This is a genomic window from Ideonella paludis, assembly GCF_018069865.1.
In the GTDB taxonomy this organism is placed as follows: Bacteria; Pseudomonadota; Gammaproteobacteria; order Burkholderiales; family Burkholderiaceae_C; genus Ideonella; species Ideonella paludis.
In genome coordinates this window covers 571,005-595,524 of the sequence record NZ_JAGQDG010000003.1, presented here as the reverse complement: position 1 = coordinate 595,524, position 24,520 = coordinate 571,005, and the positions used below count along the sequence as shown (strand labels likewise).

General features: G+C 65.1%; 12 protein-coding genes and 2 tRNA genes. 5 read left to right on the top strand and 9 right to left on the bottom strand.

From position 1 onward, the window contains the following. From KAK11_RS10360 to KAK11_RS10350, 3 genes are read right to left on the bottom strand one after another with little or no spacing between them, the layout of a single operon-like run. On the bottom strand, nt 1-816 hold the full coding sequence (locus KAK11_RS10360) for a hypothetical protein (protein ID WP_210808927.1): 816 nt from the start codon (nt 814-816) through the stop codon (nt 1-3). Then, on the bottom strand, nt 813-1,442 hold the full coding sequence (locus tag KAK11_RS10355; protein WP_210808925.1) for a PilN domain-containing protein: 630 nt from the start codon (nt 1,440-1,442) through the stop codon (nt 813-815). Before KAK11_RS10355 ends, KAK11_RS10360 begins: the two co-directional genes overlap by 4 nt. Then, nucleotides 1,442-2,350 carry a type IV pilus biogenesis protein PilM gene (locus tag KAK11_RS10350; protein ID WP_210808923.1) on the bottom strand — a complete coding sequence of 303 codons (909 nt, stop codon included), beginning with the start codon at nt 2,348-2,350 and terminating at the stop codon, nt 1,442-1,444. The genes KAK11_RS10355 and KAK11_RS10350 overlap by 1 nt, the downstream gene beginning before the upstream one ends. A gap of 248 nt (nt 2,351-2,598) precedes the next feature. On the opposite strand from KAK11_RS10350, the gene KAK11_RS10345 reads away from it, so the two are divergent. Then, nucleotides 2,599-3,159, top strand: coding sequence for an Mpo1 family 2-hydroxy fatty acid dioxygenase (locus KAK11_RS10345; RefSeq protein ID WP_210808921.1), 561 nt, complete (start codon nt 2,599-2,601; stop codon nt 3,157-3,159). Nucleotides 3,160-3,501: 342 nt separating this feature from the next. Here the strand turns inward: KAK11_RS10345 and KAK11_RS10340 are convergent. The 6 genes from KAK11_RS10340 to tolB all read right to left on the bottom strand — a co-directional run bounded on the left by KAK11_RS10340 (nt 3,502) and on the right by tolB (nt 7,395). Continuing rightward, a tRNA-Lys gene (locus KAK11_RS10340) sits at nt 3,502-3,577 on the bottom strand. A 101-nt stretch (nt 3,578-3,678) separates the two neighbouring features. Then, nucleotides 3,679-3,754 (bottom strand) — tRNA-Lys (locus tag KAK11_RS10335). A 74-nt stretch (nt 3,755-3,828) separates the two neighbouring features. Next, nucleotides 3,829-4,587, bottom strand: coding sequence for a tRNA threonylcarbamoyladenosine dehydratase (locus KAK11_RS10330; protein ID WP_210808919.1), 759 nt, complete (start codon nt 4,585-4,587; stop codon nt 3,829-3,831). Nucleotides 4,588-4,605: 18 nt separating this feature from the next. Continuing rightward, a complete protein-coding gene (gene ybgF / locus KAK11_RS10325; protein WP_210808917.1) occupies nt 4,606-5,409 on the bottom strand; it encodes a tol-pal system protein YbgF in 804 nt (267 codons plus the stop codon). Between the two features lie 4 nt (nt 5,410-5,413). Next, a complete protein-coding gene (pal, locus tag KAK11_RS10320) occupies nt 5,414-5,968 on the bottom strand; it encodes a peptidoglycan-associated lipoprotein Pal (RefSeq protein ID WP_210808915.1) in 555 nt (184 codons plus the stop codon). A gap of 122 nt (nt 5,969-6,090) precedes the next feature. Further along, nucleotides 6,091-7,395: a Tol-Pal system beta propeller repeat protein TolB gene (gene tolB, locus KAK11_RS10315; RefSeq protein ID WP_210808913.1), complete on the bottom strand. Its 1,305-nt coding sequence runs from the start codon at nt 7,393-7,395 to the stop codon at nt 6,091-6,093. Between the two features lie 149 nt (nt 7,396-7,544). Between tolB and msbA the strand changes: the two genes are divergently transcribed. From msbA to KAK11_RS10295, 4 genes are all read left to right on the top strand, one after another. Then, a complete protein-coding gene (gene msbA / locus KAK11_RS10310; protein WP_375140678.1) occupies nt 7,545-9,296 on the top strand; it encodes a lipid A export permease/ATP-binding protein MsbA in 1,752 nt (583 codons plus the stop codon). Nucleotides 9,297-9,314: 18 nt separating this feature from the next. Further along, nucleotides 9,315-9,902, top strand: a complete 588-nt coding sequence (locus KAK11_RS10305) for a peroxidase-related enzyme (protein ID WP_210808909.1) — start codon at nt 9,315-9,317, stop codon at nt 9,900-9,902. A 3-nt stretch (nt 9,903-9,905) separates the two neighbouring features. Then, nucleotides 9,906-10,781 carry an aldo/keto reductase gene (locus KAK11_RS10300; RefSeq protein ID WP_210808907.1) on the top strand — a complete coding sequence of 292 codons (876 nt, stop codon included), beginning with the start codon at nt 9,906-9,908 and terminating at the stop codon, nt 10,779-10,781. A 207-nt stretch (nt 10,782-10,988) separates the two neighbouring features. Next, a complete protein-coding gene (locus KAK11_RS10295; RefSeq protein WP_210808905.1) occupies nt 10,989-24,371 on the top strand; it encodes a PA14 domain-containing protein in 13,383 nt (4,460 codons plus the stop codon). Nucleotides 24,372-24,520: the final 149 nt, after the last annotated feature.

The window sequence follows — 24,520 nt, the reverse complement described above, 5'->3', positions numbered from 1 at the left end:
TTAGATCTCCAACCAGCTTTGATCGAGGCTCAGGGTGTAGAGCGTCAGCGTCAGGCTGGCTTTCGGATGGGCTTCGACTTGAAAGCGCATGCCAGCACGCAGCACGCGCTGTGGCAGGGCTTCCAGGTGTTGAAGGTAGGCGCTCAGGTCGCTGTAGCTGCCCTCCAGGGTGACCTCAATGCCATGGCGCCACAGGCCTGGGCCCGCCGGGGCGGACAGCGCATCGGCCAGCGGCATGGCGGGTGCGCCCGCTGCAGATCCATTGGCGGCAGAGGCCGCAGACGCTGCACCGGGCAGGGCCGCCGCCTGAGCCTGCTGCGCGGCACGCAAGGTCACCTCGCTGCGGCCCAGCGACTTGACGCTGCGGACCCGGATGCGGCTGCAGCCCGGCTGAGCATTGGCGCAAGGGCTGCGCAACAGTAGTTGCTGCAGCAGCGGCAGCATCTGCTGGGCGCTGACGACGCCTTGTTGGTTGTCATTCAGGGCAGCTTGGGCATCGGCCAAGCGCTTGCGAACCTCTTGGACCTGTTGGGCCTTGCTTTGCTCCAAGGAGCGCAGTTCTTGCGCGAGGTCAGAGATCTCGGTGTCAATGGTGCGACGCTGGTCCTTCCAGGCACTGATCTCTGTTTGGTGCGCACGGAAACGCTTGAACGCACTGTCGAGTAGGAAGCGGTCCAGCAGCATGACGCAAACGGCCACAGCGGCCAGCGTGATCATCAAGCGCTCCCGGAAGGGTCTGGCATCAAAGCGACGACCCAGCGTGGGCAATGCGACCCACAAGGTATCGAGCTTTTGACGCAGCGATGCGGCGTTCATCGTGCAAGCTCCTTGCTGTCAGGCGCGCCGGAGCGCAGCACAAATTCGGTGACACGGGGGCCCGTGGTCTCGGCGCCTTCGGTCGACATGGAGGTCACCTGCAGTTGCGCAAACTGGCGGCCTTTGAACACAGGCTCTGCATTCAGGCGCGTCAGGTAATCCGGCAGGGCAGAGGCGTCCAACATGCGGCCCTTGAGCTCGATGGACTGACCGTCGGCCGACACGGCAAAGCCAGTCAACCAGAGGGCGCTGTGAGACTGCTTGGCCAAGGCCTCAAAGTAGGCCGAATAGGAGACGGCAGGCTCTCCGCCGGAGCCCCCTTGCAGCGTGGCTTTGACACGCGCCAGCGCTTGCTCGACCTCGCGCAGCTTGGCCGCTTCCACATCCACTTCTTTGCGTTGGGCAGCCACCTGCTCCTGCATGGCCATCACCTTGGCGCGGTGTTGAGCGAAGGTCTGCTGCTCTTGGGTATCCACCGAGCTCGCGCTGGTCCGCCAAGCCAAAAAGCCACCGGCCAGCAGGCCCAAGGCGATCAGCACGCCCAAGCCCCGCAGGGCGTTCGCGGCGCTCAAGAGGTGTTGGGGCCGCCGGAAGCTGGCGCCGTAAAGATTCAGTTGCTGTGCCATCAGCGGGCTCCTTGCTCGGCGCGCAAGGCCGCACCCAGGGCCGCGGCAAAAGCGCTCTGCGCTTCTGGAGAACTCAGCTCAGTGGCTGCGCTGATGTCCAGCACATCACTGAGCTTCATCTCGTTGACTGGGACATAAACCACGTCGCGCAGATATTCAGCCAAGCCCGGTGCACCCAAGCCTGGCGCGACCCACAGCACGCCCAAATTGGCGTAGCTGAACAGTCGCTCGCACATGTCCAAGGTGCGTTGCGCCTCCAAGGCAATGCGGTCAAAAACCGTCTGCCTCACGTCGTCTTCGGGGTCGGTCACCTGCGCTGAGGTGGCCTCGATGTGGCGCACCATCAACAGTTCGCTGCGATAGGTGATGACCAACTGGGTGTCCATCGGGCCGACCCGGATCAAGGCCTGTGCGCGCTCGGAGTCGTCGGTCAATGCGCAGAGGTTGCGCAGACCGGTCTCGACGATGTCGATGGCTTCGAGGCCGACGCCAGCGTCATTGCAAATGTCCACCAAGGGGCGTATGCGCTCTTCAGGCGCGGTGACCGCCAACACAGAGCGTGCCGGGCTCTCGGGCGTGGCACCGGGCACCGCCAGGACGTCAATGGCCGCCTGCTCGACAGGGAAGTCGACCACGTCCTTGAGCTTCCAGCGCAGCGCCGAGACCCACTCCTCGCGAGGAACCTCGGGCGCCTCCATGGACACCATCTGGTAGTGACCGCGCGGCAGCACTGCCACCACATGATGCTTATCCAGCTGCCAGCGCTTGCGCAGGCCGGGCCAGAGCGAGGCCGCCTGCGCCATGGGCTGACTGGCCACCCACTCCACGCGGGGTTTTGCGCCCGCCGGACGGACGATATGAACCAGTCGGGCTGTATCGCCTTGCAGCGTGACACCCACCCAGCCCATTCGTTTTTGCGTTGCAGAGAAGCCAAGCACGATTCGCCAACCATTTCATGTAGTGACGGAATCGATGTTGCCCGGCTACACGAAATGCAACCGATTGATAAGGATGACTTTTGTCCCCTTCTTTATGCTGTAGACACCCCCCACCTCACAATGCGGGTTCTGGCTGACCGTTGAAACGCCCCCAGCCCCTTCGCAAGAGGTGGCCGCTTGGCTTAGCATGTCGGCCTTGCCCCATTTGGAGCTCAGCCATGGCCCGTCACGCCACAGACGCCACCAGCTTGTTGGTGCGCTACGCCGCCCAGCACCGCGACCCGCGCAATATCGCCACCCACCTGGCGGGCATTCCACTGATCGTGTTTGCCCTCGGGGCGCTGCTGTCGCAACCGGCACTGTGGGCGCTGAGCACCCCGTGGGGCGCAGCAGGCCTGACTCCGGCGGTGCTGGTGTGGCTGGCCACGACACTGTGGTATCTCAGCCGCGGCCTGCCAGGCTTGGGTGTGGCGGTGAGTGCTGCCAATGGCGCCCTGCTCTGCGCCGCGGCGCTGCTCCTGTCAAACGAAAGCAGCAGTGCTTGGCTGAGTTGGGGCTTGGCGGCGTTGGCGCTGGGCTGGTGCTGCCAATGGGTAGGCCACTATTACGAGGGCCCGAAACCCGCGAAGACACTCAACCTGAGTGGCTTGTTGACGGGGCCCATGTTTGTGGTGGCTGAAGCCCTGTTTGCCATGGGCTGTTTGCGTCGGCTCAAGGCGGACATTGAGCGTCAGGCCGGCCCTACTCAAGTGCGCAACTTGGCCATGCCGGCTGGCTGAGGCCTTAAAACCAAAGCCAAATGCGGCGCAGCCAACTGGGTGTGCGGTAAGGCTTGGGTTGGTAGACGAGGCGGAATTCAGACTTCATGACGATCTCCTTGCAAGCACTGTACATTCATACAGTATTCCTTGCAAGACCTCAGACTCCGCAAGGGCAAAGACCGCGTTGTTGAGCCCCTGCGCCGTGAAAGCACGGCACCCCACTCCAGGCTGAACCACGCACGCTGCAGTGCGCCTCGATCCAGCTTGGGGGTTCCAGGCCCGAGCCCAAGCCCATGTTGGGCGCAGCCAAGAAAAAAGGCCTGCACTCTCGTGCAAGCCTTTGATTTCTTTGGGGAATTTTGGTGGGCCCTGAAGGATTCGAACCTTCGACCAACGGATTAAGAGTCCGCTGCTCTACCAACTGAGCTAAGAGCCCTTCAGCCTCAGATGCAGCAAGCTGCGTCATCAGCGAAGCCATGGATTATGCCATGATTTTTTGCTTTTCCAAGTGCTCTAAGCGAATTCGCCTGAAGCGTTTGGTGGGTCGTGCGGGACTCGAACCTGCGACCAACGGATTAAAAGTCCGCTGCTCTACCAACTGAGCTAACGACCCGGCAAGCCTGCCATTGTAGCCTGAAATTCAAGCGTCGCTGACCTATGCTTGTGAGTTTGCACGGCCAGACCCGCTTATCGCGGCGCCAAGCACTGCTCGATCAAGGCCGCGGCGGCGGCCAAGCCGACGGCCGCAGTGACGGTGACCGAGGAGCCATAACCGTGGCAGTTGAGGCTGCCGTCCACATCGCAGGCCTGCTCGGGCTGGCGCACAGGCTCGCGCGAGAACACGCATTGCAAGCCCATGGGGCCGCTGCGGGGCGCGCCGTCAAACTTGCGCAGGCGCTGGCGCAAAGAGGCCAGCAGCGGGTCGTGGGTCACATGGGCCAGATCGTCAAGCTCCAGCTTGTGGGGTTGGCGCTTGCCGCCAGCCGCGCCACTGGTGACCACGGGCACGCCCTGGGCCAGGGCCCAGGCTGCCACCGCTTGTTTGGCCCGCACTTGGTCACAGGCCTCAAACACGCCATCCACAACCACCGGCAGCAAGCCTGGCCAGTTCTCTGGCGTCACAAAGTCGTCCACACACCAGACTTGGCAGCCGGGGTGAATGTCGGCGATGCGCTGCTTCAGCGCCTCCCCTTTGGCCATGCCTACGGTTTGGCCCACGGCTTGGATCTGACGGTTGATGTTGGACTCGGCCACATGATCCATATCGATCAAGACCAAACCCGCCACGCCGCTGCGGGCCAGGGCCTCGACGGCCCAGGAACCGACCCCGCCCAAGCCCACCACCGCCAAACGCAGACCGCGCAAGCGCTCGTAAGGCCCGTCGCCATAGAGGCGACGCAGGCCGCCAAAGCGACGCTCCAGGTCGGCCTCTGCGGCGGTGGTCAACTCAGGCTGCAAAACGGTTTACTTCAGGGTCAATAGACGGTCTTTGGCCGCCAGCGCAGCCTCCGACTTGGGGTAGAGCTTGAGCAACTCTTCCAAGGTGCGGCGCGCCGTCTTGGTGTCGCGCAACTCCGCTTGGCTGTTGGCCAGCGCCAGCAAGGCCTCGGGAGCACGCGGGTGCTCGGGCGCGGCCGTGGCAAAGGCGCGGAAGGTCAACACCGCGTCTTTGTAGGCCCGAGCGCCGTATTGCGCATTGCCCATCCAGTAGCGCACGCTGTCGCGATAGCCAGACTCAGGGTACTTGCGCAAGAAGGCGGCCAGGGCCGGCACAGCGCGCTCGAACTCGCCATTGCGCAGCAGCGCCATGGCATCGTCATGCGCCTTGATCTCCTCAGGCTCAGCGGTAAAGCTGCGGCCATCCAGCGTCACGCTTTGCGGTTCGAGCTTGCGCACGCGGTCATCCACGCTTTGCACAATGTCCTTTTGCTTGCGCTGCAGCTCGGCGACTTCACGCTGGGTTTGCTCCAGTTGGCCCCGCAGCCGGGCGTTGTCGCCCTTGGCTTGGTCCAACTGGTTGTTCAAGTCCAGCAAGCTGCGCTGCAAGAGCTGGATTTGCTCTTGCATTTGCTTGATGGCGGCGGCTTGGGCTTGGCGCTGCTCGTCGTTTTGGTTGGCACGGGCGCGCAAATCCAAGATGGCTTTGCGGGCCTCGCCGTCTTCAAACAGGGCCGCCTGGGCCGCACCCGCTGCCAGGGCAGCGGCCAGGCCCAGCGCCACGGCAGAAAGACGCCAGAGCGGCCGCGAGGGTTGGCGTTGCGCGCTCATGGGCTCAACGGTCCTTCAGCTCGGCGCGGCGGTTCTTGGCCCAGGCGTCTTCGTTGCTGCCGGTGGCGGCAGGGCGCTCTTCGCCGTAGCTCACGGCCTCAATCTGCTCGGCCGTGGCCCCCAGCAGCACCAAGGAGCGCTGCACTGCTTCAGCGCGCTTTTGGCCCAAGGCCAGGTTGTATTCGCGGCCACCGCGCTCGTCGGTATGGCCTTCAATGACGATGCGCTTGCTGCGCTGGCCGACCAAGGCCTTGGCATGGCCTTCGACCACAGGGCGGAACTCGTCCTTGACGCTGAAGCTGTCGAAGTCAAAGTACACCACGCGCCCCAGGCCCGTGTTGGCCATCGCATTGGCATTGGCGTTCTTGGCACTCAGGTCCACCGTGGCCACCGCAGATTGGCTGGTGGTGGCGGCCTTGTTGCCCGCCGCAGCATCTTTGGCCACCGGCGTGCGCGTCTCCACGGGCACTTCATCGAGCTTCACGCTGGAGCTGCAGCCGGCCAATATGGCGGCCGAGACAGCCAACATCACAAGGGTCGAGGTTTTTGCATGGGCCATGGTCGTGACTCCTGAAAAAGAGTGGAGGGGAAAAAGTAAGAATGCCCGCATTGTCGCTGGCCGAGTGCGGCTGTCTGTAAAGCTTGATGAAGCGTGGGGCCAATGCTTCAGAGCACGCCGGGTCAACGCCCGAAAGGCCCCCAAACCGGCTCGCGGATGTCCAAGCCGCTGGTCAACAGCCGGCTCTTGATCTTGCCGTCCAAGGTGCTGGTCATCAGCACCTCGCGGCCCTGCACTCGGGTCGCGTAGATCAGCAAACGGCCGTTGGGTGCAAAGCTGGGGCTTTCGTCATCCGAGGTCTCGCTGATGGTTTGAGCTTGGCCGCTGGCCAAATCCATGGTCATCACACGGAAGGCGCCACCTTGTCGCTGCACAAAAGCCAAGGTCTTACCGTCGGGGCTGATGGCCGGGCTGATGTTGTAGTTGCCGTTGAAGGTCACCCGATCAGCCCCGCCCCCGCTGGTGGCTTGGCGGTAGATTTGCGGGCTGCCACCGCGGTCGCTGACGAAATAGATCGACTTGCCATCGGGCGAGAACACCGGCTCGGTGTCGATGGCCAAGCTTTGGGTGACCCGGCGCAGGTTGCCGCCATCGCGGCCTACCAGATAGATCTGGGAGCCGCCCTCGCGCGACAGCGTGACGGCCAGCTCGCGCCCATCCGGTGAGAAAGCTGGTGCACTGTTGGAGCCCTTGTAGTTGGCCAACTGACGGCGCTGGCCGGACGAAGTCTCTTGGATCCAAACAATCGCTTTACCCAGCTCGAACGACACATAGGCCAGTTCACGCCCGTCGGGCGACCAGGCGGGCGAGATGATGGGCTCGGGGCTCGTCAAGGCGACTTGACCGCCTTCACCATCAGCATCCGTGATGCGCAAAGAATATTTACCGCCGCCCTTGGTGATGTAGGCAATACGGGTCGCAAACACGCCCTTGTCACCGGTCAGCCGCTCGTAAATCGCGTCGGCGATTTTGTGGGCGGCCAAGCGCAGATCGGCCGCCGGCACAGCATAGCTTTGTCCACCCAGGTCTTGGCCCTTGACCACGTCCCAGAGCTTGTAGCGCACATCAAAGCGACCATCGGCCAGGCGGGTGATGGAGCCCGCCACCACCGCATCAGCACCTTGGGCCCGCAAAGCTGGATAAGTGGGCAAACCGCCTTCATCGGTGGGCAGGGCGCTGGTCATCACCTTGAACAAGCCGCTGCGCTCCAGGTCTGCGCGCACGACGGCCGAGACCGCCTGCGGCGCACTGCCTTCGTCTCTGAACGGCACCAGGGCCAGTGGCACCTGAGTGGCGCCCACGCCTGAAATCTCCACTTTGAACTGGGCCCAGCTGGCGGGGGCAACCAGCCCTGCTGCGGCGGCAGCGGTGGCTTGCATCCAGGCCCGGCGGGGCCACTGTGCGGTCGATTCTTGCTTGTGTTGCATGGCTTGGCAGAGGTTGAAAACCTTGGGCTAACGCGCTGCAGGCGCGCTTCGCCGACGCCGCGCATTGTAGGCAGGCCACCACGCCCGCCCGCGCCCTGTGCGGGCATTGATAATCAGGGCCGCCAGGCTCCCCTTGGCCCCTGAGTTTGATGTGCCACTTCGGCACGGCCGTATCGCCCATGCACGATCTATTGCCCCGCTTCCGCCGACTGGCCCCCTACTTCCGCGATGGCCGCAAAGCCTGGGTGGTGGCGTTCTTTGCCTCACTGATCACCGGCCTGACCGAGCCGCTCACGGCCTATTTGATGATGCCCCTGATCGACCAGGGCTTTGCGGGCAAGATACCCCTGTGGATCGTGCCGGTGGTCATCATTGGCCTCTTCAGCGTGCGGGGTTTGTTCAGCTTTGTGGGCCAATACGCTTTGGCCTGGGCGGCCCAGCGCGGCGTGCTGGAGCTGCGCACCGCCATGTTCAGGCGCTTGATGAATGCCCAGCCCTCGGTGTTTGCCGAGCGCAGCGCCAGCAGCCTGACCAACTCCCTGGTGCATGAGGTCGTCACTGGTGCGCAGCAGTTGGCCAGCGCCTTGAACACCTTGGTGAAGGACAGCTTGGCCCTGGTGGGCCTGCTGGCTTATCTGCTCTACCTCAACTGGCAGTTGACCTTGGTGATCACCGTGCTGATGCCCAGCGTGGCCTGGGCCATGCGCGTGGCGGGCAAGCGCTTGCGCAAGCTGGCTTTGGCCAGCCAAAGCTCCACCGATGAGCTGGCCTATGCGGTGGAAGAAAACGTGCTGGCCTGGCGCATCGTGCGCCTGCACGGCGCAGCCGCCCAAGAAGGGCAACGCTTTGCCACGCTCAGCGAGCGCTTGCGCAGCCTGATGCTCAAGTCGGTGGCCGCCCAAGCGGCCATCACTCCCATCACCCAGATCATGGCCTCGGTGGCCATGTCGGCCGTGGTGGTGATCGCGCTGTGGCAAAGCCAAACCAACGGCGCCACCGTCGGCCAATTCACGTCTTACGTGACCGGCATGCTGATGCTGATCACGCCCATCAAGCACTTGGCTGATGTGATGGGCCCCATCACCCGCGGCCTGACCGCGCTGGAGCGCGGCGTGGACCTGATCGAGCATGTGCCCGCCGAATCCGGCGGTAGCCACCAAGCCAGCCGCGCGCAGGGTCAAATCACGCTGGCCGATGTGCAAGTGCGCTACCACGCCGACCAAGCCCCGGCGCTGGACCAGCTCTCGCTGAGCGTGCAAGCCGGCGAGACCGTGGCCCTGGTCGGCCCCTCCGGGGCGGGCAAATCCACCCTGGTGCACCTGCTGCCGCGCTTTGCCGAGCCCACCCACGGCCAGGTCAGCCTGGATGGTGTGCCCCTGCCCGACTGGGACATCCACAGCCTGCGCCAGCAGTTCGCGCTGGTGAGCCAAGACGTGGTGCTGTTCAACGACACGGTGCTGGCCAATGTGGCTCTGGGCGATACGCCTGATGAGGCCCGGGCGACCGACGCGCTGCGCCATGCCAATCTGCTGGACTTTGTGCAGGGCTTGCCGCAAGGCCTGCACAGCGCCATCGGCCACAACGGCAACCAGCTCTCCGGCGGCCAGCGCCAGCGCTTGGCCATTGCCCGGGCGCTCTACAAAAACGCGCCCGTGCTGATCTTGGACGAAGCCACCTCGGCCCTGGATGCCGAGAGCGAACATCTTGTTCAGCAAGCCCTGGACCACCTGATGCAAGGCCGCACCACCCTGGTGATCGCCCACCGCCTGGCCACCATCGAGCGGGCCGACCGCATCGTGGTGATGGAAGCCGGCCGCATCATTGAGCAAGGCAGCCATGCCCAGCTCCTCGCCGCAGAGGGCCTCTATGCCAAGCTGCATGCCATGCAATTCCGCGCCTGAGAAGGAGCCCCTTCCATCATGAGCACCCCCGCCATTTCCCGCTACCCCGTACCCACTTTGGACAGCCTGCCGCAAGACCTGCGCGAGCGCATCTTGGCCGTGCAAGAGAAGGCCGGCTTTGTGCCCAATGTGTTCCTGGCCCTGGCGCATCGGCCCGATGAGCTGCGCGCCTTTTTGGCCTATCACGACGCCCTGCTGCTCAAAGAAGGCGGCCTGAGCAAAGGCGAGCGCGAGATGATCATCGTCGCCACCTCCAGCGCCAACCAATGCCTCTACTGCGTGGTGGCCCATGGCGCGATCTTGCGCGTCTATGAAAAGCAGCCCTTGGTGGCCGACCAAGTGGCGGTCAACTACCGCAAGGCCGACATCACACCGCGCCAAAAAGCCATGCTGGACTTTGCGCTCAAGGTCTGCCAGCGCTCGCACGAGGTCGGCGAAGAAGACCATGCCATGCTGCTGGGCCACGGCTTCAGCGCCGAAGACATTTGGGACATTGCCGCCATCACTGCCTTTTTTGGCCTGTCCAACCGCATGGCCAATGTGATTGGCATGCGGCCGAACGACGAGTTTTTCCTGATGGGCCGTGTGCCTCGCCACAAGGGCTGATCCATGGCTGAACTGCAGCTTTCCCCCATCATCGCGGGCGCTTGGCGCCTGGCCGAATGGCAGTTCTCGGTCGAGCAACGCTTGGCCTGGATCGAAGGCTGCATGGCGCGCGGCCTCAGCAGTTTTGACCATGCCGACATCTACGGCGGCTATCAGGCTGAAGCCCTGTTTGGCGAGGCCTTGGCCCTGCGCCCGGCCTTGCGCGAGCAGATGCAGTTGGTCAGCAAGTGCGGCATCAAGCTGGTCGGCCCGGCGCGGCCCGCGCATGGCTTTAAGAGCTACGACACCTCGGCCGCCCACATCACCACCTCGGTCGAGAACTCCCTGCGCGCCCTGCGCACCGACCGGCTCGACCTGCTGCTCATCCACCGCCCCGACGCCTTGATGGACGCGGATGAAGTGGCCCAGACCTTCGAGCGCTTGCGGCGTGACGGCAAGGTGCTGCACTTTGGCGTCTCCAACTTCACGCCGGCGCAGTTTGAGCTGCTGCACAGCCGCATTCCCCTGGTGACCAACCAGGTGGAATGTTCACCGCTGCACCTGGCCCCCCTGCACGATGGCACGCTGGACCAAGCCCAGCGCCTGCGCCTGCGGCCCATGATCTGGTCGCCCCTGGCCGGTGGCCGGCTCTTCAACGCCGACACCGAGCAAGCCCACCGCGTCCGCTGGGTGATGGGCGAGATCGGCGCGCGCCTGGGGGTCAGCACCACCACCCTGGCGCTGGCGTGGCTGCTGCGTCTGCCCAGCCGCCCCCTGCCGGTCATTGGCTCGCGCCGCCTCGAAGCCGCTGACGAAGCCATGGCTGCCACTCGGCTGCACCTCAGCCGCGAAGACTGGACCCGCCTCTGGGCCGCCAGCACCGGGCACGATGTGCCTTGAGCCCAAAGATTTACACCCTGAAACACTGAAGTGACAGGGAGATGGGACGAAATGCGCAAGTTGTTTCGCCCATCACGCACGCGGACTTCACGACAGCATCGGACAGGCCGAAATCCGACCTGAGTCCAACCACGCCCACCTCTCGGGGTTGCCGGTTGATCAGGTTGGCCAGGGCCGAGCCCATCAAGCTGTTTGCAGGAGTCCGCCGTGAGGCTTCAAAGTTCCGTTGTCGTGCACCAAATCCCCGACGGGGGCGTGGCGCAACTGCCCATCACCAAGGCCGCCATCAAGGGCGTGAGCATCTCCGGCACCGACATGGTGCTGACCCTGGCCGACGGCAGCCAACACCTGCTGCGTGACTTTGCGCTCAAAGTCGCCCTGCAGCCTCAGCTGCAACTCAACTTGGGCGGGCAGGTTATCTCGGGCAAAGATCTGATGAAGCTGGTCGGCAAGGTCGACCTCAGCGAGGCCACCGCCCGCGTGGTCCAAACCCCGGGCAGCAGCGACGACACCCCGGCGCCCGACACCAAGAAAAAGGCTGCGGCCGCCGATGCAGACCCCGCAGACGCCAAAGCCGCGCAGTCAGACCATGCAGAGGCCAGCGCCAAGCCCAGCCAGCCCCCGGCGCCCGAGGGCATTGCCAAGGCTGAGCTGACCAGCGCCGGCGGCAAAGACGCAGACTTCAAGAACGAAGCGCCCCCCACGCTGGCCGCACCGCCGGTGGTGCAAGGCAGCCCCAGTGCCCCGCCCGGCAACAACAACCCCCCGCCGCCGCCACCGCCGCCGCCCGACACCATCGGGATCAAGGCCACCTGGACCAATGTGGCGGGTCAAACCACCAGCCAAGCCGATGGCAAGTCGGTGATCACCGGTGCCGGCGGCAGCCCCCGCTCGGGCACTGATGCCTCCATCGCCGCCCAGGGCGAGCGCGAACAAATCTTGGGCACGGCTGCCGATGAGCGCATCGTGGGCGACGGCGCCGCCGCGCTGGGCCAGGGCTGGGCGCGTGTGCTCACGCTCAACCTTTCGGGGCGACTGGACCTGAGCGTCAAGTCGGTGGAGATCACCGGCCTGCCTGACAACTTTGTGGTCACCGGCGCCACCCAAACCGGCAACGGCTGGAAGCTGGAGCTCCCGCCCGACCTGGCCGCCAACGGCAACCGCCTGCAGGTGACGCTGCAATACCCCATTGCCGCCGACGGCAGCCCCTTCAGCCCCAGCCTGTTTGACCTGAGCATCAAGGCCACCGGCACGATGGATGGCAAAGACATCGAGGGCAGTCGTGTCATTCCCGCCATCTTGCGCGACGTGGTGGCGCCTGAAGATATGGCGTACAGCGCGGGCGGCAAAGAAGGCGTGGTCTTCCCCGCTTTCGGCCTGGGCGATGAAATTCTGGCCGGCGGCGGCCAAGACGAAGTGCTGGCCGGCTTTGGCCACGACATCGTATGGGGCCAAGCCGGGGACGACACCCTCAAAGGCGAGGCCGGCAACGACACCCTGATCGGCGGCATAGGCGCCGACCTGCTCGACGGCGGCACAGGCCGCGATGCGGCCAGCTACATCAGCTCCGCCGACGGCGTCAGCATCGACCTGGCCCAAGGCCTGGCCGAAGGCGGCGACGCCCAAGGTGACCGCCTGTTGGACATTGAAAACCTGATCGGCAGCACCCAACAAGACCTGTTGCGCGGCGACGCGCAAGCCAACCGCCTGGACGGTGGCGACGGTGACGACGTGCTCGAAGGCCGTGCAGGCGCCGACACCTTGCTGGGGGGCGATGGCGTGGACCGCGCCGAGTACAGCAGCTCGCAAACCGGCGTGACCGTCAACTTGGCCAGTGGCAGCGGCAGCGGCGGTGACGCCGAGGGCGACAGCCTGATCGGCATTGAATCCGTGGTGGGCTCGGCGTTCAACGACAAGCTGATCGGCGACGCGCTGGCCAACCAACTGGAGGGCCGCGAGGGCAACGACACGCTGGATGGCGGTGCGGGCAACGACACCCTGAAAGGCGGCGCGGGCATCGACACCGCCACCTTTGCCGCCTCAGGCGCGGCCGTCAACGTCAGCTTGGGCACTGGCCAAGGCGCGGGCGGTGACGCCGAAGGCGACCAGCTTGAAGACATTGAAAACCTCATCGGCTCCAAGTTCGCCGACGAGCTTTCTGGCAACGAGGGCGCCAACCAGCTCGAAGGTGGGGCCGGCGACGACTGGCTGGAAGGCAACGGTGGTGCCGACACCCTGGTGGGGGGCACCGGCATTGACACCGCCAGCTACCTGGAAGCCACCAGCGGCGTGATCGCCAGCCTGGCCGACCCCAGCCGCAACACGGGTGATGCGCTGGGCGACAGCTACAGCAGCATTGAGAACCTTGAAGGCAGCGAGTACGACGACATCCTCAGCGGCGACGCACTGGCCAACACCTTGTACGGTGGACCTGGCAACGACCAGATGTTCGGTGCCGAGGGCGCAGACACCTTGGTCGGCGGCGCGGGACGCGACAGCCTAGACGGCGGCGCGGGCCTGGACACCGCCTCCTACGCCAGCTCCAACGAGGCCGTCACCGTGGACTTGAGCGCGGGCTTGGGCAGCGGTGGCGACGCCGATGGCGACCAACTCGCCGCCATTGAAAACCTGATCGGCAGCCGTTATGCCGACCGGCTGATGGGCGACGCCGAGGCCAACCTGCTCAACGGTGGCCGCGGGGCCGACACGCTCACCGGCGGTGCCGGCGCCGACACCCTGATGGGCAGCGACGGCTCGGACATGGCCGACTACAGCACGTCCTCCAGTGGCGTCATCATCAACCTCAGCACCGGCTTCACCGAGGGCGGCGATGCTGCGGGTGACGTCTTCCAATTCATCGAGAACCTCTCCGGCAGCCAAGGCCATGACGCTTTGACCGGCGACGGCAGCGCCAACACCTTGCTGGGCCAAGACGGCGACGACACCTTGGCCGGCTTGTTGGGCAACGACCAATTGGACGGCGGCAGCGGCGACGACACCGTCATTGGCGGCTCCGGCGCCGACACCCTGACCGGCGGCAGCGGCAGCGACACCGCCATTTACGCCGAGTCGGCCGCAGCCGTACAGGTGAATTTGAGCAGCGGCCAGGGCAAGGGGGGCGATGCCGAAGGTGACCGCCTGCAAGGTATCGAGAACCTCGTGGGCTCAGACGGCAACGACAGCTTTGTCGGCTCGGCCGACGCCAACCGCTTAGAGGGCGGCAAAGGCGACGACACCCTGGAAGGCGGTGCGGGCGCCGACGTGCTGGTGGGCGGGCTGGGCCGAGACACGGCCAGCTATGCCGGCGCACAAGCCGGGCTGACGGCTCAACTGAAGCAGCCGGCGCAAAACACCGGGGACGCGGCGGCAGACAGCTATGACGGCATCGAGAACCTGCTGGGCTCGGCCTTTGAGGACGTGCTGGGTGGTGATGACGAGGCCAACCAGCTCAGCGGCGGCCAGGGGCAAGACACCCTCATCGGCGGCCTGGGCGCCGACAGTCTGATCGGCGGCGACGGCGAGGACACCGCCAGCTACGCGGTCTCGGCCCAGGCTGTGGCCGTCGACCTGCAAGCCAACCTCGGCCAAGGCGGCGAGGCCGAGGGCGACAGCTTTGACAGCATTGAAAACCTGCTGGGCAGCGCCGGGGCCGACACCCTGAGCGGCGACGCCGGGGCCAACCGCCTGAGTGGCGGCGACGGCAACGATGTCTTGGAAGGCCGTGCTGGCGCCGACACGCTGGAAGGCGGCGATGGCTTTGATGTGGCCAGCTATGCCTCCGCCGCGGTGGCCGTGACCGCCAGCCTGGCCCAGCCCGGCCAGAACACGGGCGACGCCGCTGGCGACCAAACCCTCAGCATCGAAGGCTTGCGCGGTTCGCAGTACGGCGACACCTTGGTCGGCGACGTGAACGCCAACCTTCTGGACGGCGGCCTGGGTGACGACCTGCTGCAAGGCGGCTTGGGCGCGGACACCTTGCAGGGCGGCAGCGGCAGCGACACTGCCAGCTATGCCCTGGCGCAATCGGGCGTGGTGGCCGACCTCAGCCAAGCCGGCGCCAACACCGGCGAAGCGGCGGGCGACGTCTACAGCAGCATTGAGCATCTGATTGGCTCTGCCCTGGAGGACCAGCTCGGTGGCGACGCCAATGCCAACCGCCTGCGCGGTGAGGCCGGCAACGACCTGCTCATCGGCGGCGCGGGCGCCGACACCCTGGACGGCGGCAGCGGCACCGACACGGCCAGCTATGCCAGCTCCAGCGCTGGCGTCAGCGTAGACCTGGGGTCCGGCCAAGGCCGCGGCGGCGACGCACAAGGCGACCAGCTCAGCGCCATCGAGAACCTCGTGGGCTCTGCCCTGGACGACCTGCTGGTCGGCAACAGCCTGGCCAACCGCCTCGAAGGCAGCGACGGCCATGACAGCCTGGACGGCGGCCAAGGCGCTGACACCCTGGTGGGCGGCCAAGGCGATGACCTCTACACCGTCGACAACGAACTCGACATGGTGCAAGAGGCGGGCAATGCGGGCACGGACAGCGTCAAGGCCAGCGTCAACCATGTGCTGGCAGCCAACGTCGAAAACCTGCAACTCGTCGGCAGCGAGCACCTCGAAGGCACGGGCAATGCCTTGGCCAATGTGCTGCTGGGCAATGACGGCGACAACCTGCTCGACGGCGCCGCCGGCGCCGACACCCTGGCTGGCGGGGCTGGCAACGACACCTACCGCGTGGACAACCTGGGCGATGCGGTCAGCGAAAACCCCGGCGAAGGCACGGACCGCGTCATCGCCAGCATCAGCTACCGCTTGGGCAGCGACGTCGAAAACCTCACCCTCACCGGCAGCGACGACCTCAGCGCGACCGGCAATGAGCTGGCCAACCGCATTGACGGCAACAGTGGCGCCAACCGCATCGATGGCGGCTTGGGCGCGGACACCTTGTCCGGTGGCCTGGGCGACGACACCTATGTCGTGGACAACGTCAATGAGGTGGTGGTGGAACTGAACGGCCAAGGCCAAGACCGGGTCCTGGCCTCCGTCAGCGCCACCCTGTCCGCCAACGTCGAAGACCTGGAGCTGACCGGCACGGCCCACACCAATGCCACCGGCAATGCCCAGGCCAACCTGATCGTCGGCAACAGCGGCAACAATGTGCTCGATGGGGCCGCCGGCGCCGACACCCTGCGCGGCGGTGCGGGCGACGACACCTATGTGGTGGACCACCTGCAAGACCTGACCGAGGAAGCCGCAGGCGAAGGCGTGGACCTGGTGCGCAGCAGCGTCAGCATCACCCTGGGCGCCAACCTTGAAAATGCAACGCTGACCGGCAGCCAGGACATCGACGCCACCGGCAACAGCGATGACAACACCCTCATCGGCAACGACGGTGCCAATCGCCTCGACGGCCGAGCCGGTGCCGACCAAATGGCCGGTGGCGCAGGCGATGACACTTATCTCATCGATAACGCCGGCGACCTGGTGCAAGAGGAGTCCGGCAACGGCCGCGACACCGTGCTCAGCGCCATCAGCTATGCCCTGACCGACAACGTCGAAGACTTGCTCTTGCAAGGCAGCAGCAGCATCGACGGCACCGGCAATGCGGGGGCCAACCAGATCACGGGCAATGCGGGCAACAACCGCCTCGATGGCGGCGCCGGGGCCGACACCTTGATCGGCGGCAGCGGCGACGACACCTACACCGTGGACAACGCGGGCGACCAAATCACCGAAGGCAGTGGCGACGGCACGGACACCGTGCGCAGCGGCATCAGCTGGGCCTTGGGCTCGAACCTGGAGAACCTGACGCTCACCGGCCGCAGCGCGATCAATGCGACGGGCAATGAGCTGGACAATGTGCTGCTGGGCAATGCCGGGGCCAACCGCCTCGACGGTGGACGCGGCGCGGACCTGATGGCCGGCGCTGGGGGTGACGACACCTATGTGGTCGACAACGCGGCCGATGTCGTGCAAGAAGCCAGCGGCGAGGGCACGGACACCGTGCTGTCGTCCTTGAGCCTGACGCTGGGCGACAACCTGGAGAACCTGACCCTCACCGGCACGGCCCACCTGAGCGCCACGGGCAACACCTTGGCCAATGTGCTGATCGGCAATGAAGGCAACAACGCCCTGGACGGCAAAGAAGGGGCCGACACCTTGCAAGGCGGCCTGGGCAACGACAGCTACACCGTCGACCACCTCGATGATGTGGTGGTGGAAGAGAACAATGCCGGCCTGGATGTGGTCTATGCCAGCGTCAGCACCAGCTTGTCCGATCACGTCGAGCAACTGCGGCTCACCGGCACCGAAGCCATTGATGGCACGGGCAACAGCCTGGACAACCTGATCCTGGGCAACAACGCCGACAACACCTTGGACGGCGGCAGCGGCAACGACACCCTGGAGGGCGGCGCCGGCAACGACACCTATGTGGTGGACAGTGCCGACGATGTGATCACCGAGCTGGCCAACAAAGGCACCGACACCGTCCGCACCACCTTGAGCACCACCCTGGGTGCCCACCTCGAAAACCTGACCCTGCTGGGCAGTGCCAACCTCAACGCCACGGGTAATGCCCTGGCCAATGTGCTGCAAGGCAATGCCGGCAATAACCGGCTGGACGGCGACGCAGGCGCTGACAGCATGGCAGGCGGTGCAGGCAACGACCTCTACATCGTGGACGACAGCGGTGATCAAGTCACCGAGGGCCTGAACCAAGGCGACGACACGGTCCAAGCCAGCGTCAGCTTCACGCTGGGCAGCAATGTCGAGCGACTGACCTTGACCGGCACCGATGCGATCAATGCCACCGGCAACGCCCTGGACAACGTGCTCACTGGCAACCGAGGCGCCAACACCCTGGACGGCGGCACGGGGGCAGACAGCCTGGTGGGTGGCGCGGGGGACGACACTTATGTGGTCGACAACACCGGCGATGTGATCACCGAAAACCCAGGCGACGGCACCGACACCGTGCGCAGCAGCATCAGCTGGGCCTTGGGCGCCACGCTGGAAAATCTCACCCTGACGGGCAGCGAGCACATCGACGCCACCGGCAACAGCCTGGCCAACCTGATCATCGGCAACGCGGGCAACAACCTCATCACCAGCGGCGGTGGGGCGGACAGCCTTTACGGTGGCGCTGGAGACGACAGCTTTGCGCTGAGCGACAACAACTTTGCCGTGGCCGATGGCGGTGCGGGCTTCGACAGCCTGCGCATCGACGCCCTGGGCGTCAGCAACCTCAGCAGCTTGGCCAGCCGCATCTCCGCCGTAGAGCAGCTCGACCTGCGCGGCGGCACCGCCACCAACTTCAGCATCAGCGACATCGACCTCAACCGCAGCGGGCTGCTTGGCACTGATGCCAACAACCGGCTGGAGGTGCTGACGGACAACCTGGTCGGCGCGCGGGACGTGGTGCTGCTGTCTGAGGCTGAATTCGCCAATGTCTCCAGCGTGGCCAACGCCACCAATGTGGTCCTGAGCACCGGCACGGCCGGCAAGCTCTTCACGGCCATCGCACAAGGCCATGCCGGGGTGGCGGTGGACGCCAATGCCTTGGTCATGCCTCAGCTTGACGAGCTGGCCAGCAACTGGGGCCGCATCCTCGACCCGCTGACCGGCATTGCCGGCCTCTCAACCTGGCTGGACGGCACCGACCTCAATGGCGACGGCCTGGCCCAAGGTGCGAGCGAGACCGTGGGCCTGCGCAGCGGTGGGTCGACCTTGGCCACCTGGGCCGACAAGAGTGGCCAGGGCAATGATTTGGTGTCTGGCGCCGCCAACAGCAGCCCCACGCTCACCGCCAATGGCATCAATGGCCTGTCCACCATCCGCTTTGATGGCAATGACGTCCTGACCTCCTCTCTCAACTTCGGCAATACCTATACCGTGTTTGCGGTGGGCAGCATGGCCGGAACGCAGAACGGTCGTCTGGTGGCCTCCAGCACCAACAATTGGTTGATGGGCTGGTGGGGTGGCAAGCAGGATCAGTACCACGCGGAAAACTGGGTCTCCAACCCGAACACACCGGTGGTGGCCAATCAAACCAAGCTCTACAGCGCCGTGGGCAATGCGGGCGCAGGCGCGCTCTACAGCAACGGCACGGCGGTGCCGGCTACGAGCAGTTGGACCGGCACCCTGGGCAAGATCAGCCTGGGCGGCAGCCCCGTCTGGGGCGAGTACAGCAAGGGCGACCTGGGCGAAGTCTGGGTCTTCAACCGCGCACTGACCGACATCCAACGTCAAGCTGTTGAGGCCTACTTGCGGGGCAAGTGGACCGGCCAAAACGCCTCCGTCGCGCCGCTGGGCAGCATTGGATTTGACGACAGCTGGACCAATGCCAAGGTCGCGTTTGGCTCGGCATCGGCCGACAGCATGACCGCCAGCTATGACCTCGCCGTCGCCCGTGGCGCCGGCCGCATGGATGCAGTGCTGTTCGGCGGCGCCGGGGCCGACAACTTGACCGGCGCTGCACGCGTCGATGCGCTGTATGGCGCCGACGGCAATGACAGCCTGGATGGCGGCGCCGAAGGTGACTGGATGGTGGGCGGCAATGGCGACGACACCTATGTGGTCGACAACGTTGGAGATAGCGTGGTGGAGCTGGCCGGCGGTGGCAACGACACCGTGCGCAGCAGCATCAGCTTGCGCTTGCAGCTGAATGTGGAGAACCTGACGCTGACGGGCAACAGCAGCCTGAATGCCTACGGCAACGACCTGGACAACCTGCTGACAGGCAATGCCGCAGCCAATGTGCTGGACGGTGGCCGCGGCTCCGACACCATGAACGGGGGCGACGGCAACGACACCTACTACGTGGACAACGTCGGCGACACCATCAGCGACAGCGGTGGCAACGACTCCGTCTTCAGCAGCATCAACTTCACGCTGACCGATGCGTCTGGTCTCGACAATCTGCAACTCTTTGGTCTGGGCAATCTGGTGGGGGTGGGTAACTCCTTCAACAACACGCTGAGCTTCAGTACCGACGGCGGCACCAGCACCCTGGTGGGTGGGACCGGCAACGACACCTACCGCCTGATTGACTACAGCAATGGCACCTTGAACACGGCCAATGCAGTGACCGAGTTGGTCGGAGAAGGCACGGACACGCTTTGGGTGCAGCGCAACAACTCGGGCACTGCGGTCACAGTCACTCTGGCTGCCAATGCCGAGATTCTGGACCTCACGGCGACCTGGGGGGTCAGCGGCGTGGGAACCTCAGCCAGCGACACGTTGATGGGAACCTGGCGTTGGGGAGGCTACAGCGGCAATCCGAACAGCTTAGCGGGTGGCGATGGGAATGACACCTATGTGGTGTACTCCCTCTATACCAATGTGGTCGAGACGGCCACGGGCGGTACCGATACCGTTGATGCTCGCAACCTTCACTTCCGCCTACCCAACGACGTCGAGAATCTGACTGGTGCCAATGCAGGCGGAGACAGCAACCTCTTCGGCAATGCGCTCAACAATCGCATAACAGGCAATGCCAACAGCAACATCCTAGACGGGGCCAGCGGTGCCGACACCTTGGAAGGCGGGGCTGGTGACGACACCTTTGTGGTGGACAACGCTGCCGACACTCTCACCGATTCGTCGGGCACCGACACCGTACGCACCAGCCTCAGCAGCTTCACCCTGGCCAGCAGCCTGGAGCGTCTGGTATTCACTGGCACCGGTACCAACACCGGTGTGGGCAACGCCAATAACAACATTCTCGTTGGCAACCTGGGTAACGACAGCCTGGATGGCAGCACGGGTGACGACACTCTGGTGGGCGGCAACGGTGGGGCAGACTCCTTGATCGGCGGAGCGGGCAGTGACGTGCTCATCGCCGCAGAAGCACAAGCAAGCACTGGTGTACTCAGCGGCCTGAAGGCTCAGTACTTCAATAACCAGAGCTGGTACGGCACGCCGGTGCTGACGCGACAGGACGCCACCGTCAACTTCGACTGGGGCAGCGGCAGCCCGGCCCCCGGTGTGGTCAACGTCGACAACTTCTCGGCCCGCTGGACCGGCCAATTGACCTTGTCAGCGGCGGAGGCCGGCACCTACACCTTCCGCGGCTCCGCCGACGACACCCTGATGGTCTGGATCGACGGTCAAATGGTGTTGCACAACGGCGGAACTTGGAACAACCAAGTCACCAGCCTGCCCTTGGTGCTGAGTGCCGGCACCCACACCATTCGCGTGGATACCAATGAAGGCGGTGGCGGCGCCACGGCCCTGCTCAGCTGGGCCAAGCAAGGCAATGCCAGCTACACCGCCATCCCGAATGCCAACCTCAGCAGCGGCACCCCCATCAGCACCGACACCCAAGGCGACAGCCTGGTCGGCGGTGCGGGCAACGACATGCTGCAAGGCTCGGATGCCAACGACACCCTGGTGGGCGGTACAGGTGACGACACCTATATTGCCAGCGGAGGCAATGACACCATCACCGAGCTGGCCGGCGAAGGCGTGGACACCCTGCAGACCAGCGTCAGCAGCGACTTGACCGGTACCCAACTGGAGAACATCAACCTGATGGGCTCGGGCAACGTCAACGCCACGGGCAACCTGATGGCCAATGTGCTGACAGGCAACCGCGGCAACAACGTGCTGGACGGCGGCGATGGCAACGACTCCCTGGTGGGCCATGGCGGTGTCGACACCCTGCAAGGCGGCCTGGGCAACGACAACCTGATGGCCGACGGCGGCAGCAGCCTGGACGGTGGTGACGGCGACGACATCCTGACCCTGGCCACTGTCTGGTCGCCCGGCGCGCTGGGGTCTGGCCTGGCGCTGTGGCTGGACGCTGCAGACGTCGACGGTGACGGCAGCCGCGAGGGCATTGCCGAGAGCGGCTTGAATGCCGGCGCCCTGATCACCTGGATCGACAAGAGCGGCAACGGCCGCCATGCCATGACCGGCGAGACCTTCCAACAACCCCAAGTGGTGCAAGGCGGCATGAATGGCCTGGCCACGGTGCGTTTTGATGGGGTGAACGACGGCATGACACTCTCGGGCCTGCCCACACTGAACGGCAATACCAACAGCCTGTTCTGGGTGCAGAGGACCAGCGACACCAACTACATGCCCCTGACCTCCAACAATGGCATCAATGGCTGGTTCTTGATCGGCGCCATCAACGAAAACAGCACCGACATCGGGGGCACGGGCAACCTCTACGCCACCTCCGCGCTTTACAAAAACGGCGCGCTCGCCAACTGGACCACCCGCAACAGCGTCTATACCGGGCTGAACGGCAGCACGAACACCGTCGCGATCGTCAACCAGCCCCTGGGTTTCAATGGCGGACTGACCTTGGCCAATGGCTACGGTTCAGCCAACTCCAACTGGAACTTTGCGGGCGACGAGAGCGAAATCATCGTCACCACCAATACCCTGGACTTGGCCACCCGCCAAGTGATGGAGGGCTATCTGGCCTGGAAGTGGGGCACCCAAGGCCTGCTGCCGGCCAGCCATCCCTACAAGACCAGCGCCCCCTTGCTCTACGCCAGCACTGGCGGCAGCCTGCAAGGTGGTGCAGGCCAAGACACCCTGACCGGCGGCCTGGGCCACGACACCCTGGACGGTGGCCTGGGTGCGGACAGCATGGCCGGTGGCCTGGGTGATGACCGCTATCTGGTGGACGACGCGGCCGACACCGTGGTCGAAGCGGCCGGTGGTGGCGTAGACACCGTGCTCACTTCGCTCAGCACCACCTTGGCTGCCGAGGTGGAAAACCTGACCCTCACGGGCACGGCGGCCATCGACGGCACGGGCAATGCCCTGGACAACCAACTGACGGGCAACAGCGCCAACAACATCCTCACGGGCTTGGCCGGCAACGACACCTTGGACGGCGGCGCAGGCGTGGACACCCTCGTCGGCGGCCAAGGCGACGACAGCTACGTGGTGGACACCCTCACAGACCAGATCACCGAGCTGGCTGGGGAAGGCAGCGACACCGTCCTGGCCAGCCTGAACTACAGCCTGGCTGCCGAGCTGGAGAACCTGACCCTGACCGGCAGCGCCAACCTCAACGGCAGCGGCAACGCCGTGGACAACCTGCTGACGGGCAACAGCGGCCACAACCAACTCGCTGGCCTCGCCGGTAACGACACCGTGAGTGGCGGCGCCGGCAACGACACGCTGGATGGTGGCAGCGGCAACGACAGCCTGACAGGTGGCAGCGGGGACGACCTCTATCTGGTCGACACCAGCGGCGACACAGTCACCGAAGCTGCCGACGAAGGCACTGACACGGTGCAATCCACCGTCAGTCACGCCCTGGCCGCCCATGTGGAGAATCTGACGCTATTGGGGTCTGCCCACCTCAATGCCACCGGCAACAGCCAAGCCAACCTGCTGGTCGGCAACAGCGGCAACAACGCGCTGGACGGCGGCGGCGGCGCAGACACGATGGTCGGCGGGCTGGGCAACGATGTGTACATCGTGGACTCCTCGCTCGACGTGGTGCAAGAAGTCAGCGGCCAAGGCGTGGACACCGTGCACAGCAGCGTCAGCTACACCCTGGCGGACCCGCTGGAGAACCTCACCCTCACTGGCAGTGCCGACCTCAGCGGCAGCGGCAATGCAGCCAACAATGTGCTGCTGGGCAACAGCGGTGGCAACAGCCTGAGCGGCGGGGCCGGCGACGACCAGTTGGATGGTGGCGCCGGTGCAGACACACTGGCCGGTGGCAGCGGCGACGACAGCTACCTGGTCGACCACCTGGGCGATGTGGTGAACGAACTCACGGGCGAAGGTATCGACAGCGTCAACGCCAGCGTCAGCCATAGCCTAGGGGCCAACGTCGAGAACCTGAGCCTGAGCGGCAGCGCCGACTTGAATGGCACTGGCAACGCACTGAACAACAGCCTGACCGGCAACAGCGGAGCCAACCGCCTGGACGGCGGCTCGGGCCAGGACACCCTGAGCGGGGGCCTGGGCGACGATGTATATGTGGTGGACAGCGCCAGCGACCAAGTCATCGAAGCCGCCGACCAAGGCGCAGACCGCGTCGAAGCGGGCGTGGATTGGGTGCTGGGTGCCAACCTCGAGCACCTCAGCCTCACCGGCAGCGCTCACCTGCGCGGCGAAGGCAACGCCCTGAACAACGTCATCACCGGCAACAGCGGCCACAACACCTTGGTGGGTGGCGGCGGCGTGGACAGCCTGCGGGGGGAGGCCGGCGACGACAGCCTGGTGCTCAACAGCGCAACCAACATCGGCCAGGTGGATGGCGGCAGCGGCTACGACACCCTGACGCTGCTGGCCCCTGAGTCCGATATTGACCTCTCTGACTGGGTGGGCCAAGTCAGCCAGATCGAGCAGATCAAGCTGAGCGATGGCCAAGGTGGCGACACCCTGACCGTGGACCTGAACGCCCTGCTGGGGCTGACCGATGCCAACCATCACCTGAACATCGAGCTGGACAGCGGCGACCAGTTCCAACTGCTGGGTGAGCATGACGAAGGCACGATCAGCGTGGATGCGAACGGCTTCATGACCGTGCTCTACCAGGTCTATGCCGACCCGAGCCGCAGCACCGTCGCCAGTACGGTGGAAGTCCATTACCGACCCGACCCCGTGCCGGCGGGCTGAAGGACGCGCCCGGCCTGCAGACCTTAGAAATGCCTGTGGTTCAGGCCGTAGTTCACACGATGCCCCAGGGTCTACCCTTTTTAGACTGAGGCGGCAGGGCCTTTGCCTGCGTGCCACAGCGGGGTGGCGCCTGTGGCCGACCCTGCGCT